This is a genomic window from Streptomyces sp. NPDC002853 (assembly GCF_053591915.1).
On the sequence record NZ_JBSFUS010000012.1, the window covers coordinates 226137 to 244235 of the forward strand.

An 18099-nucleotide genomic window follows, 5' to 3' on the forward strand; every position below is an offset into this window, starting at 1 on the left:
ATGCGTGACATGTACGTGAGGGGCTCGTCGTCCACAGGGCGTCGGGTCCCTTGCCGTATGTCTGCGACACTGGATGGACCATGCCTGTACCCGGAGAACTCAGCCGGGAACGGCAGGCAAACCCCGGTTCACCTGCACGTTTCCGGCTGAGCGGTGGTTGGACTAGGCGGCCTGGGCCGTCCCTGGGCCGTCATTGCTCTTGCTGGCGGTATCGAAGAGGGCGTCAACGGCCTTCCGCGTGCGGCTCTCGCTGCTCGGCATCAGGTGCGTGTAGACCCGCAGCGTGAACCCCGGGTCCTCGTGCCCGAGGTACTTACTCAGTGCCTTGATGTTCTCGCCCGCGTCCAGAAGCACCGAAGCGTAGAAATGCCGTAGGGCGTGCATCCCGTGCTCGCGTGCGGACGGCAACGGCCCACCGTCGTCTGGCTCGGCGATGAGCCCGGCCGCGAGGAGCGCGGGCTTCCACGGGTTGATGTTGAAGTTGCTCCGGTAGACATGGTTGCCCTGCGGTCCCGAAAAGATGAGTCGCTTGGTGACGGGCGGGCCGTCTGGCCTCTTCCACGGGAGCGTGACGTCTACGGGCGGATGGTGCTGCATGTGCTGGGTGAGTGCCTGACCGACTGACGTGGGGAGCGGCACGTCACGCAGCTTGTTGTTCTTGGGCTTCCCGAAGAACGCCCTTCCCTTCACGACCTTGAGTTGCAGCCCAACGTGCAGCCAGCCCGTAAGGAACCCCACGGCGTCGACAGGCAGACCGAAGATCTCGCCCTGTCGCAGACCGCACCCCGCTCCGAGATCCACCATGGTTTGGTAGCGCGCCGGCAGAGCCTCGCGAACGGCGAACACCTGCTCTGCGGTCCAGGGGGTGATGCGTTCTCCGCCCGGCTTCGGGGCTGTCACCGAACTGGCTCGGCAGGGGTTCCGGGGGATGAGCCCATCGTCAACGGCAGCGGTGAGGACCGCGGACACGTTCGCGAAGATGCCACGTCGGTACGACGACGCGAGCCCAGAGTCTTCCAACTGACGTACCCAGGTACGAATGTGACTCGGCCGGAACGACGACAGCGGCCTTGATCCGATGTACGGGATGGCGTGGAGCCGAATTCGTGTCTCTGTGGTGGTTCGCGATGACACGTCCGTGGACTGAGCAGCAATCCAGCGTTCGGCATACTGCTTGAAGGTGATTCGGGCGGCGGCGGGGTCCGTGTAGTTGCCGCGTGACATGTCAGCTTCGATGTTGGTCAGCCACTCTTCCGCGAGGCGCTTCTGTCGGTCGCGGAAGCTCTTGGACTTCTCGGTGCCGTCGGGCCCGACGTACCGGGCTCGGTAACGCATGCCGATGCCGTGGCGTTCTGTCTTGACGCGCCGGGTCTTGCCGTCGGCGCCTTTCTCCGTCTTGAACCAGCGGTCTTGGATGTGGCCGGCCATGCGGGCGCGATCCTCTCGCAGAGCGAAGCAGGGCGGGGCCACAAGGCCCCCGCCCTGCGGGTGGTTGGTGGTGCTCGGGTGGGGAGCCGGTCAGGCGGCCTTGTCGGCGGCCATGCGCTCCGTTGTCCAGTCGCGCACGGCGGCGGGGTCGTAGCGGACGTACTTGCCCACGCGGAAGCCGGGCGGGCCGGTGCGCTTCTTGCGCCACTGGTAGACGGTCTCCAGGGGCACTTCGAAGAGTTCGGCGATGTCGTCGGGCGTGAGGTAGCGGTCTGGGAGTCCGGCCCGGAGCGTTTCGCGGGGGTCGGGTTGAGCGGAACGGGTTCGGCTCACGGGGTCCTCTAAGTCGAGTCACGTTGCTCTTGGATTGGAGGCTGCTAAGGAGCGCGCGCCTGTCCGAGGCGCGGATTTCTGCGTCATGGCGTCACCTGCGTCAATCACGCTTCTGACCAGTGGGTTTCGGTGACGCAGCAGGACGGGTCTTGCGTCACCTGTGACATGGGCTCTCGTCATGGGGTGACGCGGGTGACGCGGGGTGACGCAGGATTCGCCGCCTGCGTCACCGTTGTCTGTGCTGGTCAGCGGCCGTCTGTCGGGCCTTGGTGACGCAATGACGCAGATCTTTCCTACTTAGGAAAAAGAAGGGGTGGTTTCTGTGGTCGTATGTCGCCACTCAGGACGTGAAGAACGGGCCGCTTCGCGGCACGACCTGTGCAGGGCGGCTGGCGCCGCCGAACAGCAAGAGGAGCACCCCGGGCGGGGCGTGCTCCTCTTGTTTGTTCGCCTGTACGGGCGGTCAGAACGCGTTCTGCTGTTGGTGCGGCGGGGCCGGGGTCTGGCGGCTGAGTTCGATGTAGCGGGCGGCGCTGGTGCGGCCCCACTCGACCAGGACGCCGCGGGCGGCGAGGGTGGGTTGGATGCGCCGCAGTCGGTCGGAGAGCACCTTGCCTGTGGTGGGCCAGCCCTTGGGCAGGGGGCGGCATTCGTCGCCGCTGTAGAGGGTGGTGAGGCAGTGCAGCCACTCGGCCGACGTCATCCGTACTTCTTCGCCTGGGGCGAGTCCGGCGGCGTGCTGCAGGACGGTCTGCGCCAGCAGGTCACCTTCGATGACGTCGTCGTTCAGGTCGTCCAGGCTGGCCCGGTAGGCGGCCAGGGTTCCGAAGGCCATGGCCGCGTCGAGCTGGGCGCACAGGTGGGCGAAGTCGGCCATGCGCAGGTCGGTGGGGGTTTCCGCTTCGGCCGCGCGGACCTTGACAGTCAGGTCGAGCAGCGAGCCGAGGACGGCGGGCAGGATCTCGGCGTACTCCGCCCACAGTTCCGCCTCCGTGCGCCGCACCCGGGGGCGCTCCAGGCGCAGGGTCAGGAGGCGTTCGGCGAGGTCGGGGCGGATGATGCCGACGTCGATACCGGTGAGCAGTACCGGGCGGCGGTAGCGGGAGCGCACGACGTCGCCGTCGGTGAACAAGGCGCGCTTGATGCTCTCGGCTCCGGTGATGACGCAGCACATCAGGTCGGACAGGTCCGGAGCCAGGTGGGAGAGGTTGTCGAGAGCGGTGATCCATCCGGCGGCCACGGCCGTGATCATGTTCTCTTCGTCCTTGGGAGGTCGCCGCAGGTCGCTGCTCATTCCCTCGATGATGCGGATGAGCATCCGCCCGGCGGTCGACTTGCCCGCGCCCTGCGGGCCGGTCAGGAACGGAGCCGGCACCGGGACGGACGGTTCGAGGCAGCCGATGAGCCAGGAGAGGGCCAGGCATTCGGTCTGGGCGTCGGCGAAGTTGCACAGCCTAAGCAGCAGATCCAGGCCCTTGCCATTGGTGTCCCGGGTGGGCAGGGGGAGTTCGCCGGTGAGCTGGGTGCGCCGCCAGCACACCTCGGCCGGATCAGGCACGGCGATGTCCCAGCCGGTGGGGTGGATGCGGACCGACTGCCCGTCGTCGCGGCCCAGGTCGAGCCAGGTAGCGCCGTCGAAGCCGGGGGCGACGCGGATGTGGGTGGGCTGTACCTGTTCGGTCAGTGCGAGTGCTTCGATCAAGTCCAACGCCTCCTTGAGGGCGGTTCCGTTGAAGACGCCGACCCCGTCACGGAAGAGGCCGACCATGAGTTCTTGGCGGTGGCTCCCGGTTGTGCCCTGGGAGCGGATGGGGCGGGCCACGGGGTGGCCGGTGCGCTGGGCGTACACGGTGCCTTCGACCGTGCGGAAGTAGCGGAAGTGGCTCTGCGCGTAGTCGGTGATGACCTTGCGGGCCGGGTCCTTCTCGTCGTCGGACACGTTCACAGTCCCAACGTGGTGCGGGCGTTCGCCCACGCGTCCGTGCAGTGCCGCTGGGTTTCGCCCTTGGCCTGCGAGGCGGCGAACAGCCGCGCGACGTGGGCGTCGGTCAGGCAGCCGCACCGGCCGTGCGTGGAGAGCACGGCCAGGAACGTGCGGTACACGGTGGCGTGCACGCCGCTGGCGGCCTTGGTGATGCGTTCCTCTGCCATGGCGAGGCCGCGGTTCAGGTAGGCCGGGGTGCGGTGCGGGCAGGTCCCATCTGCGTCCCGGGCGGGCGCGGCGGTGACCTCGGGCGCGGGCCGGGCTGGGGTGCGCTTCACGGCGAGCGCGCGGACCTCGTCCGGCAGGGCGATGAGGCGGCCGGTGCCGGGGCCGAGCCAGCGGGCGTAGGCCATGCGGGACTTGATGTCGATGCCGGGTCGTACGCCGTTTGTGGAGGGCATGGTGCCCTGGTAGATCCAGTGTTGGCCGCGCGTGGTGGGCACGGTGCGTGTGGGCGGCAGGTGAGCGTGAGCCCAGGTGACGGCGTCGGCGTGGTCGAGGTCGACGACGGTGAGGCGGACACCGGCAGGGTGGTAGGCGACCGCGGTGGCCCGCCGCCAGGCGCTCGCCCACGCCGCAGACCGGAGAGTCTCGGGGTTGCTGGTCGCCGCTGCCCAGGCGTGGCAGGGGCGAGGGCAGGTGCAGGGCCCGGCCTGCTTCATGTTCGGGCGACCGCCACACGCGTTCTTGGCGCAGGTCGGGCAGTTGTTGAAGGGGGCCTTGCCCACGCGCAGTGGCAGCACGGGTACGCCCCGGGACGCAAGCGTGAGCGCGGTGGCCAGCGGCCCGGTCGGCTCTGGCCTGAGGTGGACTCGCCGGGGCAGGGCGGAAAGGGTCATGCTGGATACCTCCACAGGTCTGTAGGGATCAGGTGGACAAGAGCGGCCCCCGTCTCGCCAAAGTCCGGGGCCGCTCTTGGCGTCGCTAGTACTGCTCGCGCAGGTCGCAGAAGTCGCAGTCGCAGTCGTCGGGGTGGGGGCACTCGCAGCCGCAGGGATGCCACCGGCCAACGCAGTAGCACTGGCACATCCCCTCCCCGCAGGGCTCCTCATCCGGTTCGTCGTCGGTATCGGCGGTGGCGTCGTGCTCGGTGCGGACCATCAGCGGGCCTCCTAGCCGGTTTAGGGGAGGTGGATCGTGGTGGGGTGGAGCGTCTGCGGGGCGGGCGCGGTGTGCGCCGGCCGGGGCGTGTTCTTGGGGGCTGCGTCGCTGTCGTTGTCGTGGGTGGCGAGGTGGAAGCCGACGATGAGGCCGAGGATCAGCAGGACCTGGTGCCGGTGGGACCTCCACCAGGAGGGCGGGGCGGTCGTGGTCAGGACACCGATGACGGTGGGTGGCTTCGCCAAAACGTCTGCTCCTTGTCGACGGTCCGCGAGAGGTGACGGAAGGGATGGGCGGGGTTTTGCCGGTCGGGCTGTCCCGTCCTCGCCCCAGCGGGGCAGGCGAGGACTAGGCAGAGCGACCGGAGAGATTCACGAACGCGGGTTGGTGCCGTGATGGCGGGCTGCGGCCTGGGGGCTCATGCGTCGTCGGCCGCGATCTGCTCGCAGCCGTCGCACATCGGCTCTTGCACGTCCTTGTCGTTGACCTCCCAGGCGAAGGGGTCGCGGCGGATCGTCACGTCCGGCTTGTCTTCGTTGCAGTACGCGCAGCGCATTGGCTTCCTTTCGCGGAAACAGCGACGCCCCGCCGGGAAGAGGCGGGGCGTGGTGGGGCAGGTGGTGGAAGGGGTCAGGCGGCGTGGTCGATGACGTTCGGCGGCATCTCCCAGCCCCATTCACGACTTGCGGCGGGGGCGAGTGGAGACGTTTTGCCCTGGGCTGCGTCGCGACGTCGGGAGGTGAAGCAGAGCCGCCGCTCGTAGTCGGTGACCAGGGTTTGGACGAGGTTGACGTGCCGTCCGGTCTGCCAGATGGCCTGGCCCCGCCCTAGCAGTGGGATCTGTCGTACGGCCCAGTTGGGCAGGGAGAACAGGCCGCGGCACTGCTCAGCTTCGTCCTCGTCCATCTGGTGTAGGACGCGGGTGGAGGCCAGCCGCAGGAGATCTTTGGCCTCTTCGGATTTGGCGTCCTTGGCGCTGTGCGCGACCGAGGTGACCGAGAGGCCCTCGCGGCGCGAGTACTTCATCATCCGCTGCAACAGCGCTGCCGTAGCCGGGTGCTTAAGGATCTGCCAGGCCTCTTCGACGATGAGCGTCGAGTGAATGCCGTGATCGGCCCCGCCCTGGGCGAGCCACACCGATTCCAGGAACACCCCCACCACCGACATCAGCGCGGGCAGGGCGATGGAGGTGCGGTCGATGCCGGAGAAGTCGAACACGGTCAGCTTCTCGTCCAGCGACACCGACGTCTGGCCATCGAGCATGCCCCGCGTGGCCGAGCGGATGAACGGCGAGAGTGACTGGACGACCTCCTGCCCGAAGGCGAGCAGCTGGCGTTGGTCGAACCGGCCGGGGATCGCGTCGGCCTGCAGTGAGGTGACCGCGCCCATCAGCCCGGACAGCGTGCGGGCAGTGGGAGACTCCATGGCCGCGTCCAGGGCCATCCGCGCCCCGGGTGACAGCGGCCGGTGGCCGCCGAGTTCGGCGAGCACGGCCACCAGCTGCACGCGGTGCAGCGGGGGAATCCGCGGATCGAGGGGGTTCATGCACACCCCCTCGCCGAAGCGGACGGGCGCGATACGCAGGGCTGCGGCAACCGCGTCCCACTCGCCCACCCCGTCCTCACCCTTGGCGTCCAGGACCGCGTAGCGGCGGCCCGGGCGGGCCATGTCGCGCAGCGCCATGACCTTGGTGTTGGTGGACTTGCCGTTGCCGAGTGTGCCCAGCAGGGCCATGCCGGTGGAGGGCAAGACTTCCTGGTCGCAGTCGACGGGGGTCAGCCGGAAGGGCGAGCCGTCCAGCAGCGAGGCGCCGATGAGGGCGCCGTCGGTGATGGGCTTGCAGGCGTAGCCGGGGAAGAGGCCTGCGGCCTGGCGGGTGGTGGTGGTCAGCATGTGATCTCTCCTCCCGGAAGCGGCAGCGCCGAGTGCCAGCCCCGCTCGTGTTCCTTGTCCATCCACGTCAGGTGCGCGCCGGCCGATACCGCGTTCTGCTCCAGGTCCCGGCGAAACTCCTTGAGTTCGGTCTGGTCGCGGGCCTGGAGCATGATGCGGGCGGCGACCTTCACATAGGCGGCGCCGTCGGAGATGTCCTCCTCGTGCAATTCGGCGGCCCGCTTGCCGGTGCGGGTGGAGGTCTTCTCCCGCCGCACGTCCTTCTCGTCGCGGGCGGTCGCGGTGCGCAGCATCTCGCCGGTCTCCAGCCGCTTCTCGGCCTTGCGACGGTCCAGCGGCAGGTATTCGACCACGGTCGTGCGGGTGACGCGGGGCAGCGTTGTGATCATCGGCCGCCAGAACTCCGCCGCCCGCTCACCCCGCCGAAAGTCGGCGACCTCGGCGGTTGCCGTGACGTAGTCACCGGAGCGGAAACGATCCTCGTGGATCTCGTACAGGTCATCGCCGCGGATGGTGGACAGCGCGGTGTCCCACGCGGTGCGGTCCCACAGGGGGCCCGCCTCGATGCCGCACACCTGCGCCTGCTCGAAGGCGGCCTGAGCCCAGGCCGTCTCCTCCTCGACATCCGTGCCGCGGGCAGGCACGGACAGCAGGATGACGGTGGTGTGCACGTCACACGCCCCGTTCACCAGCTCCATCAACTGCCGGTAGGAGTCCGCCAAGTCGCCGTGCTTCTCGGCCCGTATGTCCTGCTCTCCCGCGTAGGGGCTCACCGCGTGCACGATGCGCACGCAGGAGCCGTGGCCGGTGGCCGCGACCCACTCCAGGAACGCGGCGAGCGCGTCGTGGGCGCGGTCGCGGTGGGCGCCGTCCTTCAGGGCGGCGCCGTCGGTGACCCACTCGAACGCCGCCAGCAGCCTGCCCGAACCCTGGGGGAAGGCGTAACCGTCGCGTTCGTGCCAGATCAGATCGTTGATCCTGGTGAACACGTCGTGGTGGGGCAGGGCCCCCTCCGCATCCGGTGCGGAGGGGGCCTGCTCGCTCTCGTACTGCCTGACGGCCTTGTCCAGGGCGCGTTTCCTCAGCGCGTGCCCGCCACGGCGGGCCACGCGTTCGACGACGGTCGAGCCGCCCGTCTTGACCAGGGACAGCGCCCCCGCCAGGGCGGCGGGGACGATGCACGTCAAGGTGCCCAGGATGCCGGGGACGGCGACGCCGTGGGTGACGCTCAGCGCGACCCCGGCCCCGATGACCGCGAGATCAGTACGGGAAGGGGGGAGCTTGAGCGTCTCGGTCTCGTACAGCGGGTCGAGCAGATACGTCCGGGACGCGGACATGACCAATCCTCTCCTGTCGTTGGGGGGACTTGCGGGCCGTGCCGGAGGCGGCAGCCTGTGGGGTCTGCGCCGGGTGTGCGGGCGTCTTCAATGCGGCCCGAACTCCCTTGCCGTGGCCGGGGTAGCGGCGGCGGCCGGCCTCGTGCACGCCCGCCGCCTGCCCGGGTGCCTTCCTCTTTTGGCCGCGCAGGGTTTGGGCGCGGGCCAGGCGCTTGGCGTGGGCCTGGCGTTCTGCGTCGGCGGGCAGCTTGGTGACCGCGGTGCGGCCCTCGCTCTGTGTCTTGAGCTTGGGGGCCCGCGTGACGGCCGCGGCGACGTGCTTGGCCATCTCCGGCAGGCTCAGCAGGATGTAAAGGCACACGATCGTCGTGCTCGCGGTGAGCAGCAGATCGGTCAAAGCGCTATTGGGCAGCACCCTGCGGAACATCAGCACGATGGAGATCGGCACCCGTGCCAGGAACACCGCCGCGACCAGATGCAGCAGCGTCTTGCCGCTGCGCGACTGCAGCCAGCCCTTGCCCACCCCCAGCGCCGCTGACAGCGGCAGGAACACCACTGCGGCGAGCACGGCGAGCGGCGAGATGACGCACAGCAGCCACAGCGGCCCGACCGCCAGCAGCACCACGAAGGCCTGTGCGAGACGCCCGTAGGGGTTGCCGTTGGCGCCCAGCAGCGACTTTTCCATGCCCTTGAAGGGATGGTCGGCCAGGTCGGCGTAGATGAGCGCGGAGAACTGACCGAACGCGAACGCGAGCAGTCCCACCGCCATCGGAATCACGGTCACCAGGAACAGCAGGGCGAAGAACCGTGCCCCGGCCGAGCCCGCCTTCTTGAAGGCGGGCCCCGAGGGGCGGGCGATCCAGAAGATCAGCCCGCCCACCAGAACGATCGCCCCGATCAGCACGGCAATGCCCGCCACCGGGTTGTAGACCTTGGCCAGCGCGCCATCTTTGAGGCCGCCGAGCGGGTCGGCGGCCGCCATCATCGACTTGTCCATCAGCCGGTAGAGGGCGGCTGCTTGGTCGGACAGCCAGTCGGCGGCGGCGCCGAGCGGGTCCATCGATCCGGGCATCTCCGGTGTCAGCGCGTCGGGGTCCGACTCGCTGCCGTCCTCGCCGCCGCCTTGGCCTTTCTCGCAGTACTTGTGGGCGGGTCCCTTGATGCGCTCGCAGGGATCATCGGCCACGGCTCAGCCTCCCAGCGCGGTGGCGATGGACGGGCCGATGGCCAGCACGCCGAGCAGCAGGACGATCAGGCCGCCTACGGTGATGGCGGTCTTCTTCAGCGCCGAGCCGTCCTTCTTGAATCCGGCCTGGATGCCGCCGCGGCCGGCCGAGATGACCGCCCCGGCCGCAATCGCCAGGATGACCGCGCCGATCAGCACTCCCATGATCACGCCGTAGAGCGGCAGGAACCCGGAGACGGGCGCCAGGTCCGGGCCGGTGTCGTTGACCGTCTTGACGACCTGCTTGGCACCCTCCGAGCAGTCCTTCTTGCCGTCCGACTTGGTGATGCAGCCATCGCCAGGGCCCGCGACGACGATCGTTCCGGTGTACTTGTCCATGCTCAGAACTCCTTCTCAGAGGTGGTGAGGGGGAAGGTGTCGTGCTGGGTGCTCGGGCGCTTAGCCGCCGCGTGCAGCCGGTAGGCGACGAGCGCCATCGCGACGCACATCAGGACCAGGAACACGGACAGCCCCGTCAAAACGGCGACGGTCGTTTCCAGGCTGTCGGCGGATGCGGCCACGGAATACATGGCCTGGGTGGTGGCGATGCACTGTCCGTTCGCCATCACACCTCCTTGGATGTCGTGGATTTGGGGTAGACCCGGCCCGCACCCATGTAGGTGTCCCACCAGATCTTTTCGATACGGACTTTCGCCCCGGTGCGGGGCGCGTTCAGGAAATGTCCCCGGCCGATGTAGATGCCGACGTGGTCGATGTCTGCGGGCGTGGCCTTGCCCGTCCTCTTCTTCTGGCTGAAGAAGACGAGATCCCCGATGCGCAGATCCTTCTTTTCGACGAGTGACCCGTCGCTGTCCAGGTGCGTGTACTGGGCGCTGGCGACGCGGGGGAGGTTTACACCGGCCTGGGAGTAGGCGGCTTTGGTGAGGCCGGAGCAGTCGAAACCGCCGTCGCTATCGCCGTTGCCACCCCACACATAGTCCTTGCCGATCTGAGCGGAGGCGTAATTGACCGCATCGGTCGCTACGTTGGACTGTCCGCCGACCGCTTGGCCCATCTTCGCGGCCGAGGCCATGATGGTGGCGACGTAGTTTTCCGTCTCCTTGTAGGGCGGTATGCCCCGGTACTTTTGCACTGCTCCGGGGCCCGCGTTGTATCCGGCCAGTGCAAGCCGTGTCTTGTCCCCGGGGATGTTCTTGACGTCCCGGGAGACGGAGCACATGTACTTGGCAGCGGATGGGATGGCGTCTTCCGGGTCCCAAACGTCTTTCTTGCCGTCGCCGTTTCCGTCGAACCCGGAGTTCTGCCAGGTTCCGGGCATGAACTGCGCGATACCCATTGCCCCGACCGGTGATTTGGCCTTGGGGTTGAACCCGGATTCTTGTTTGAGCTGGGCGGCCAGGATGCTGGGGGTGATGGCGTCGCACTCGTTGCCCCAGGCGTTGAAGAGCCGCTCGTACTGTGCGGGCACCGATCCGGGCGCCGTGCGGTTGGCTACCGAGGTGGCCTTGCCGCTGACGGCCGGGTTGCCGGTCAGGCTCGTGGCGGTCACCGCCAACAAGCCCGATCCGACCACCACCAGGCCGATCGCGGACCCTTTCATCTCCCACTCTCCTCAGGTGCGTTCATGCAGCTCATGCACCCCGTACGCCACCCTGCGGGCACCCTGCACCGACCCTGCGGCGCAAGGTGGCCACAGGGTGGGGACAAGGTGGTTGCAGGGTGGTTGGCAGGGTGCCTAGCGGGACAGGATGTCGCTCAGGCGCCGGCCCTGGACGCGGTCGACGGACACCGAAGGGACCGGCCGCTCGAAGGCCTGTGACAGCCAGGCCGATACGGCTTTGCCGACGGCCGTGCGGTCATCTCCCCCGGCGATGTCCACTCCCATCTCGCGGAGCCGGGAAGCGAATTCGATGGTGGAAAGGAACGCCTCCCCGTCGTACGCCTCACGGACGATACGCACGTGTTCAGGCTCGGCTTCCTCGAATTCCTCCACCCGTGCGTCGATGGCCTCATTAAGGTCGTCGTCGGTGACGAGGAACCCGCGCATCTCGCGGTTCTTGTCCTTGACCTGGAGAATCGCGGCCCCGTCAATGGCGGGGAGTTTCGAGGCGTCATGCCCGCCTCGTGCCGTTCCGCCGCCGAGGATCACATCCGACTGTCCGGTCTCCGCGCACCCAAAGGCGATGCGCACACGGTGATTCGCTCGAATCGACGTGTTGATGACTTCAGCCTTCGGGTTCTGTGTCGACAGCACGACGAGGATCTTAGACGAACGGAACTTGCGGGAGGCGGTCTTCAACTTCGCCTCGAACGCGGTCGCTTCCTTCCGTGAATCGGCTTCATCGGTGTAGGTGCTGACCTCGTCGATGATGAAGAGAAGTGGCCGGTGTTTCGCCTTTCCTTGCCCGGCGCGCACCGATGCACTGTTCTGTGCTGCGCGCTTCTCGTGCTGCGCTTCCACGAACGCGATGATTTCCATCATCCGTTCGTGGTCGGGAACCTCTTCGTAGATCAGGCACGCCTTTTCCGCGTACGCGAGATCGCCGTCACCCTTGGCATCAACGAGGACGATGTCCCAGCCGTTGACCAAGGCAAAATAGACGAGCCACTTGATCTCTTCGGTCTTTCCGCCCCCGGACGATCCGGCGATCAGAATGTGCGTATCGCCCACCGGGGACTTGATTTCCACCAGGTGGCCGTACATGTCGTACCCGACCGAAAGCACGCCCCGGCGAGCGGCTTCCACCGGATCGGGAAGAGCAGGGATGCGGCTGTAGACCGGCTGATCCAGGACCGTGATGATCACGTGCCGGGAGCTTGACCCCGGGCGCATGGTGACCCGGGTCGGATCCACGTCGAGCCAGGAGATCACCCGTTCCGACTTACCGGCCACATCCCCGTACACGCCACCGAGCGGCAGCTCGATAACCCACTCTTCCCCCAGGTCGACGCGCCTGCGGCCGAGCGTGCGGGCCTTGCCCGCCGCGTAGTCGAGCTTCAGCGCGGCCACCAACTTGGGGGCTTCATCGTTCCGAAAGGCCGCTGGCACCTCACCCGGCACAACCGGTGGTGCTCCCCACGCACTCTGCTCCGGGGGGAGCACGCCCCCCTCATCCGGGACCTCAACGGCGCCCAACGGGCCTTGCGGCGTGGGGCCTGACGCGGGGCCTGACAGCCCTTCGGTAGCGAACGCGGCTACCACCTGGGGGCGTTTGCGCTGCCGAGGCCCTCGGGTGCGCCGGTAGGCTCGGGTCATGGCCAGCACGCACGAGCCGATCAGCAGCACGGCGATGCCGAGCAACCAGATGCGGTTGTCGTAGACCCAGGACTCGATCGCGTCCCGGTAGACCAGCCCGGAGGCGGGCCCGGTGACAGCGAGCCCGCCAATCAGCCATCTGCCCTCTTCAGACATCGGCTTCTTCGCCGCGGCCCGTACCGGTTTCGTCGTCGACTCTTTGGCTTCCTTCTCCTCGACCGCTTCGGCGGCCATGCGTCCTCATCTCTCGATAGGGGTGGGCAGGACGAACTCCCGGGGCGTGATGCGGATCTGCGCGGCGGACCTGCGGGACCTGCGGACGGATGTCCGCCAGCCCGCCAGCCGCCGGCCAACCGATGGCCCGGGGAAGGGGTGGTGCATCGACTGTCTTCCGGCAGTCGCAACGAAGCCCGGCCCCCGTGATCGGGGCCGGGCTTCATTGGTGTGTGCCGGACTACGCGACTTGCTCGGCGAACTCCGCCTGCAGTTGCTCGTAGGTCTTGGCCATCCGCTCGTAACTGGCCTTGGCGCCCTGGGCCTTCATCGCCTTGATGAACCCGTTGAGCGACTTCGGCGGCGCGAGCTCGGTGAAGATCCGGCGCCCGGTGAGGTAGAGCTCCTCATCGCTCAGGCCTGGCTTTCGGCCCGGACCCTCGGAAAGATCCGAGGCCCCCTCGGAATCCTCCACAGGCACCTGCGAGGCGTCGGCCCAACCAGGGTGTTCACGCAGGTCAGAGGGTTCCGAGGATTCCGAGGACTCCGTCACTCGCGGGGCAGGTGCCAGTGTGCTCGCACTCGCCGTGACGGGCTGTGGAGTGGCCCCCTCGGAATTGCTGGACGCACGGGTCTCGATTCCGAGGGGGGTTTCCGAGGGCGGGGTCAGGACGTGCAGCGAGCGGGCCTCGAAAGCCTCGGCCGCGGTGCCGTGCTTGGTCTCGGACTTCTTCAGCTTCTTCTCAGCTTCCGCCCGCGCCTTGTTGATCTTCTCTTGCATGCCGGTCAGGGCCTTGGCCTTCACTGCCTGGCGGTGGGCTTCCGCGAGGGTCTCGGCCGTCTCGATGACGACCTCGTTCTCAGCGCCCGCCTTCAGGTGCCGGGCGTCGGCATAGGTCAGAGCCAGGGTGTTGCGGGCCGCTGCGGACTGCTCCTCGATGAGGCGGGAGGTCGCATCGTCGGCGAGCATGTGATCGGCGAAGATGCGCAGTCCCATGAACACGGCGGCGGCCACCGGGACAAGAGCGAAGACGCGGGCGTGGCCCATCAGTAGCAGGATCGCCACCGAACCGGCCATCGAAAGGCCGGCCACCGACAGCATCACGGCCATGCCCAGGGTGCTGCGCTGGCGGATGGCCTGCTCGCTCATCTTCAGCGCGCCGATCCACAACGCGTCAAAGACCAGCGCGATGAACCAGGCGACAGCCGTGCCAAGCCTGCCGTCCAGGCCGAGGAGCGGGGCGAGTTGCCCGCCGACGGTGATCGCCACAACGGCCAGGGCTGCCAGCGTCAGCAGCTTCTCGACGACGGCGAACGGATTGAAGCCCCCGATCCGTTCGAGGGCGGTGGATTTGAAAGTCACAGTCACTCCTGGATCAAGGGCGCTTCTTGGACTGGCGTGCGCGGTAGGCGTCCTGGAGCCGGGCGAAGCGCTCATGGAGAGCCGCTCCCTCCGGACATTCCTGCTCGGCCTGGCAGGCCGCACAGTTGGAGGTGTGCTGGACGGCCTGCTCGTAGGCGCGCATGTAGCGCACGTAGAGGTCGTCCGTCGGCTTGGCCATCAGTGACCCGCCCCGCCCGCGACCCGTGGAAGCTCGGGGACGCGGGCCTCGCCGTAAGCGATGAGCCGCACCGTGGAGCCCGCGAACTGGGTGTAGGCCTCCAGCACCCACGTCGTGCCGTCGCTCTGGGTGCGGAAGTCCACGGCATCACGGGCGATGCCCAGCGCGGCCCGCCAGGACTCGAAGAACCCCAAGTCGTCGTGCAGGGACAGTTCCAGCCGCGCCGAGTACAGGGGAGAGACGTGCACGGTCGGGGCGGGCAGATCGGGGAAGTCCAGGGCCAGCAGGCGCAGGGTGCGCAGCCGACCCGTCAGGTCCTCCATCACGGGTTCCGTGTTCACGCCGCCACCCCCATCACCGGCGCTGTCATGCGGGCCCCGTGGCGGCCGGAGCGGCGCCCGGCGACTGTGGCGAACAGGCGACCGAGCCCGGCCCGCTTGAGCCCAGATCGGGCCTGCTTGGCCGCGTACATCGACTCATCGGCCCGCCGCAGCAGACCGGAGAGGTCATCGCGGGGGAAGTCGGCGGCACGGACCCAGCCGAGTGAGACGGTGGTGTGCACGTCCGGACTCTGGCCATCGACGGGGCGGGCGAGGATGCCGTGCAGCAGGGCGAGCAGATCAGCGGCGGCGCCGTTCTCGTCGATCAGGACGGCGGCGAACTCATCGCCCCCGAGCCGCCCGGCCACCCCCTTGCGGCCCACGTGGTGCGCCAGCCGGTCGGCGGTGGCCTTGAGCAAGGCGTCACCGGCGGCGTGGCCGTAGGTGTCGTTGATCTGCTTGAAGCGATCTACGTCGGCCAGGACGACGACCGCGCGGGGGTCCTTGAGCAGGGCCGTCGCGCGGTGGGTGAAGGCGTCGCGGGTGCGCAGCCCGGTGAGCGGGTCACGGCGTGCGACGTGCAAGCGCATGCCGAGCCACCGGACATGCACGGCCCATCCGGTAACCAGCGGGGCGGCGGCTGCAAGGGCGCCTAACAGGGTGCTCATGCCGCAACCGCCAGGCCCTGCCCGCCGCACACGGCCGGACGCCGCGCCGCAGACTTGCGGGTCCGCCGTCGCCGCGGCGCCCGGGTGGGCAGATCGCTTGCCTTCAGCAACTCGCGGGCGTAGGCCGCGGCCACCGAATCGACCTGACGCAACTCGATGAGCACGTCGTGGGCCACCGCCAGCCGCGCCGTGCGGTCCTCCTCACGCTCCCCGGCAACACCGGTGAACAGCTCCGTGTCGAATCCCGCCGCACGCTCGGTGAGACCCAACGCCAGCTCTGCGAACTCCTTTGCCGTAACAGCGGCATGACCAGCAACGATGCACTTCATGGGTCGTGACTCCTCTGAGATCAGATACGGGTGGGGAACGGACCAAACAACGCCCCCGAAGTAGCCGCTTCGGGGGCGCGCGCCGTAGAAGGAAAGATGCTCGATAGTCCTCATCAAACGGGCAGGCCGCAGGTACTTGGCCGGCGCCCTGCCCGCATGACGAGTGACGGGCAAGCCCGTCACTGTCGTCTCGCGGCTCCCTTATGCGCCTTGCTCCGCCTCCTTTGGACGGCGCGCGGTCACCGCGTCGCTCAGTCGTCACTCGCTGAGTCGATCTCCCTGGATGTCATGGACCGGGTGCAGCCCAATCACCGGGGTCCCCGCCGATCCGGTCCCTGGGTCGTACGCCCGAAGGTCAGACCAACGGCTTAGCCGATGACACCGATCGTTCCGTGAAGACGACGGACTTCTACGTCTCCCCTGCCGCTCGAACCGCGTGCAAGCGAGTCCGGCGGACGTTTATGCAGGTCAAACGGGTTTTTCTTGTGCGTCGACTCGGCCCGCCACGAAGGGGGCGCGCCGAGTTGGTGCACGTTCAGATTGGCCTAGGTCAGTTTTGTGCGCAAGAGGTTCCGGGGAAAAAGTCGGATTGACCTAGATCGGATAACCTCTAGAGATGGACTGGATGGAGTGGGGCAGCGGCAGCGCACCGACGGCGAAGGACATCGCGGCGTACTACCGATCCCGGATCGCGGCCGGCGAGTTGGAGCCGCTGGCTCCTCTCCCGCCCGGCCGAAAGCTCGCCAAGCACCTGAAGGTGGCTCTTGCGACCGTGCAAAGTGCTTATGACGTGCTCAAGAGCGAGGGCCTGACGGACTCCCGTCCTGGCAGCGGCACCTTCGTCGCGGACGCCACTGACGACGCAACCGCACAGAAGCGAGCCCAAGGGCTCCGCGAATTGCAGGGGCAGTTGAGCAAGGTCACCTCTCAACTTGCCGCGCTTTCCGAGCGTGTAGCGAAGCTCGAAGACGACCGGACCGATGCCTCGTAGTTGGACGGGCGATGGGCCTGCCTTCTGTGCGTTAGCGGGCACTTTCGCGGGACGCTCCTCGGGGCCATCATCAAGTGGTGCTGCTCATCTGCCGCCAGAGGCATAGCCGTACCCCTTCGTCGTCGTTTCGGGTGTCTGGCTCCGGACAACCACGACGCTATGGGCCGCTCATGACCCGACCCCGGAAAATCCTTCCGGGGTCTGTCTGTGAACCGAGGTGAGGCTGAAGTCATGCGAGGAATGACGCAGCACCTGACGATCGGCGAGCGGGTTGCGTGGTACCGCCACCGTCGCGGAGTGTCCCAAGAAGTGTTGGCCGGGCTGGTGGGCCGCACTGCGGATTGGCTCGGCAAAGCGGAGAACAACCGCATCGAGCTGGACCGACTCTCTGTAATCCGTGCACTGGCTCACGCGCTGGACGTGTCCATCGGTGACCTCATCGGCGAGCCAACCCTGTTGGAGTGGTCGGCAGACAGCGGGCGGCGCACGGTCCCTGCGCTGCGCGAAGCGCTCATGGACTACCGGCAGTTGACCCCGCTCCTTGGGGCGCCGGCGGATGGCGAGCCTCCGGCCCTGACGGCTTTACGGTCCGACGTGAGCGAGGTGTGGGATGCCTACCAGGGGTCTCAGTACGGGTTCGCGACCCGGCAGCTGCCCTTGATCCTCTCGGATGCCCTGCTCGCAGTGCGTGCGTACGCGGGGGAGGAGAGAGAGGAGGCGAACGCGCTGCTGGCGTTGACGTACCAGGGGGCAGCGATGGTGCTCGGCAAGCTGGGCGAGAACGAGCTGGCTTGGATGGCGGCGGATCGCGGACTTGCTGCCGCACAGCAGAGCGGGAACAACGTCATCGTCGGATCGCTCTTCCGGTCGGTGACGCACTGCCTCCTGTCCACCGGACGCTACGAGACTGCGGTGCAGCTCGTGAGTGATGCGGCCGGCTTCCTTGAGTCTGGACTGGGGGAGGCGACCCCCGCATACCTGTCCGTCTACGGAACCCTCTTCCTGACGGGCTCGATGGCCGCGGCTCGTGCAGAGGACCGTGCGACGACGCAGGCCTTCCTGCGTGAGGCGGATGCGATGGCGTCACGACTTGGGACTGACGGAAACCACATGTGGACGGCCTTCGGGCCCACCAACGTGGCGATTCACAAGGTGGCCACCGCTGGTGAGCTCGGCGACTTTCAGGTCGCGGCGGAACTGGGGCCGCAGGTCGATACAAGCGGGCTTCCTGTCGAGCGCAGGGTGCGGCACAACCTCGAAGTGGCGCGAGCGCTCAGCGCTTGGAATCGCACGGATGATGCGCTCGGCATGGTTCTCGACGCAGAGGAAATGGCACCGGAGCAGGTCCGGCATCACTACATGAGCCGGGAGATCGTGCTCGGCTGGGTCCGTGGAACGCGCGGACGGCCGACTCGCCCGGTGGCCGACCTGGCCGAGAGGCTTCGAGTGGTGTGAGCTGGTTAGGCTCGGTCACGTGAGCGAGACCGAGAACGAACAC

The 18099-nt window shown here is 67.8% G+C and carries 21 protein-coding genes; 2 read left to right on the plus strand and 19 right to left on the minus strand.

Annotation, left to right across the window (positions count from 1 at the left end; all coding sequences use genetic code 11):
• Positions 1 to 162 precede the first annotated feature (162 nt).
• The 19 genes from ACWD02_RS31645 to ACWD02_RS31735 all read right to left on the minus strand — a co-directional run bounded on the left by ACWD02_RS31645 (position 163) and on the right by ACWD02_RS31735 (position 15610).
• Positions 163 to 1428, minus strand: a complete 1266-nt coding sequence (locus ACWD02_RS31645) for a tyrosine-type recombinase/integrase (protein ID WP_451216496.1) — start codon at positions 1426 to 1428, stop codon at positions 163 to 165.
• 90 nt (positions 1429 to 1518) lie between these two features.
• Positions 1519 to 1761 (minus strand): helix-turn-helix domain-containing protein, encoded by a 243-nt coding sequence (locus ACWD02_RS31650; protein WP_361465308.1) that lies wholly within the window; start codon positions 1759 to 1761, stop codon positions 1519 to 1521.
• Positions 1762 to 2224: 463 nt separating this feature from the next.
• Positions 2225 to 3700: an ATP-binding protein gene (locus tag ACWD02_RS31655; RefSeq protein WP_451216824.1), complete on the minus strand. Its 1476-nt coding sequence runs from the start codon at positions 3698 to 3700 to the stop codon at positions 2225 to 2227.
• Between the two features lie 2 nt (positions 3701 to 3702).
• Positions 3703 to 4584, minus strand: coding sequence for a DNA primase (locus ACWD02_RS31660; RefSeq protein ID WP_451216499.1), 882 nt, complete (start codon positions 4582 to 4584; stop codon positions 3703 to 3705).
• Positions 4585 to 4669: 85 nt separating this feature from the next.
• A complete protein-coding gene (locus ACWD02_RS31665) occupies positions 4670 to 4846 on the minus strand; it encodes a hypothetical protein (protein WP_451216502.1) in 177 nt (58 codons plus the stop codon).
• Positions 4847 to 4866: 20 nt separating this feature from the next.
• Positions 4867 to 5091 carry a hypothetical protein gene (locus tag ACWD02_RS31670; protein ID WP_361465299.1) on the minus strand — a complete coding sequence of 75 codons (225 nt, stop codon included), beginning with the start codon at positions 5089 to 5091 and terminating at the stop codon, positions 4867 to 4869.
• Between the two features lie 173 nt (positions 5092 to 5264).
• On the minus strand, positions 5265 to 5402 hold the full coding sequence (locus tag ACWD02_RS31675) for a hypothetical protein (protein WP_451216505.1): 138 nt from the start codon (positions 5400 to 5402) through the stop codon (positions 5265 to 5267).
• 74 nt (positions 5403 to 5476) lie between these two features.
• Positions 5477 to 6739 carry a hypothetical protein gene (locus ACWD02_RS31680; RefSeq protein ID WP_451216507.1) on the minus strand — a complete coding sequence of 421 codons (1263 nt, stop codon included), beginning with the start codon at positions 6737 to 6739 and terminating at the stop codon, positions 5477 to 5479.
• The gene (locus tag ACWD02_RS31685) at positions 6733 to 8076 is read right to left on the minus strand and encodes a hypothetical protein (protein WP_451216510.1); all 1344 of its coding nucleotides are present in this window, start codon (positions 8074 to 8076) and stop codon (positions 6733 to 6735) included. Before ACWD02_RS31685 ends, ACWD02_RS31680 begins: the two co-directional genes overlap by 7 nt.
• On the minus strand, positions 8000 to 9262 hold the full coding sequence (locus ACWD02_RS31690; protein WP_451216513.1) for a hypothetical protein: 1263 nt from the start codon (positions 9260 to 9262) through the stop codon (positions 8000 to 8002). Before ACWD02_RS31690 ends, ACWD02_RS31685 begins: the two co-directional genes overlap by 77 nt.
• Positions 9263 to 9265: 3 nt before the next feature.
• Positions 9266 to 9640, minus strand: a complete 375-nt coding sequence (locus ACWD02_RS31695; RefSeq protein WP_451216516.1) for a hypothetical protein — start codon at positions 9638 to 9640, stop codon at positions 9266 to 9268.
• Positions 9641 to 9642: 2 nt separating this feature from the next.
• A complete protein-coding gene (locus ACWD02_RS31700) occupies positions 9643 to 9867 on the minus strand; it encodes a hypothetical protein (protein WP_451216519.1) in 225 nt (74 codons plus the stop codon).
• Complete coding sequence (locus ACWD02_RS31705; RefSeq protein WP_451216522.1) at positions 9867 to 10862, minus strand: bifunctional lytic transglycosylase/C40 family peptidase; 996 nt, start codon at positions 10860 to 10862, stop codon at positions 9867 to 9869. Before ACWD02_RS31705 ends, ACWD02_RS31700 begins: the two co-directional genes overlap by 1 nt.
• Before the next feature lie 135 nt (positions 10863 to 10997).
• Positions 10998 to 12752 carry a type IV secretory system conjugative DNA transfer family protein gene (locus tag ACWD02_RS31710; RefSeq protein WP_451216525.1) on the minus strand — a complete coding sequence of 585 codons (1755 nt, stop codon included), beginning with the start codon at positions 12750 to 12752 and terminating at the stop codon, positions 10998 to 11000.
• A 220-nt stretch (positions 12753 to 12972) separates the two neighbouring features.
• Entirely contained in the window at positions 12973 to 14169 is a 1197-nt protein-coding gene (locus ACWD02_RS31715) for a hypothetical protein (protein ID WP_451216527.1), read from the minus strand.
• Entirely contained in the window at positions 14108 to 14293 is a 186-nt protein-coding gene (locus tag ACWD02_RS31720) for a hypothetical protein (protein ID WP_451216530.1), read from the minus strand. Before ACWD02_RS31720 ends, ACWD02_RS31715 begins: the two co-directional genes overlap by 62 nt.
• On the minus strand, positions 14293 to 14634 hold the full coding sequence (locus ACWD02_RS31725) for a hypothetical protein (protein ID WP_361465271.1): 342 nt from the start codon (positions 14632 to 14634) through the stop codon (positions 14293 to 14295). Before ACWD02_RS31725 ends, ACWD02_RS31720 begins: the two co-directional genes overlap by 1 nt.
• Positions 14631 to 15281 (minus strand): GGDEF domain-containing protein, encoded by a 651-nt coding sequence (locus ACWD02_RS31730; protein WP_451216533.1) that lies wholly within the window; start codon positions 15279 to 15281, stop codon positions 14631 to 14633. Before ACWD02_RS31730 ends, ACWD02_RS31725 begins: the two co-directional genes overlap by 4 nt.
• Positions 15278 to 15610, minus strand: a complete 333-nt coding sequence (locus tag ACWD02_RS31735) for a hypothetical protein (RefSeq protein ID WP_451216536.1) — start codon at positions 15608 to 15610, stop codon at positions 15278 to 15280. The genes ACWD02_RS31730 and ACWD02_RS31735 overlap by 4 nt, the downstream gene beginning before the upstream one ends.
• Before the next feature lie 616 nt (positions 15611 to 16226).
• Between ACWD02_RS31735 and ACWD02_RS31740 the strand changes: the two genes are divergently transcribed.
• Positions 16227 to 16601 (plus strand): GntR family transcriptional regulator, encoded by a 375-nt coding sequence (locus tag ACWD02_RS31740; protein ID WP_451216539.1) that lies wholly within the window; start codon positions 16227 to 16229, stop codon positions 16599 to 16601.
• A 240-nt stretch (positions 16602 to 16841) separates the two neighbouring features.
• Entirely contained in the window at positions 16842 to 18056 is a 1215-nt protein-coding gene (locus ACWD02_RS31745; protein ID WP_451216542.1) for a helix-turn-helix domain-containing protein, read from the plus strand.
• The last annotated feature ends 43 nt before the right edge of the window (positions 18057 to 18099 follow it).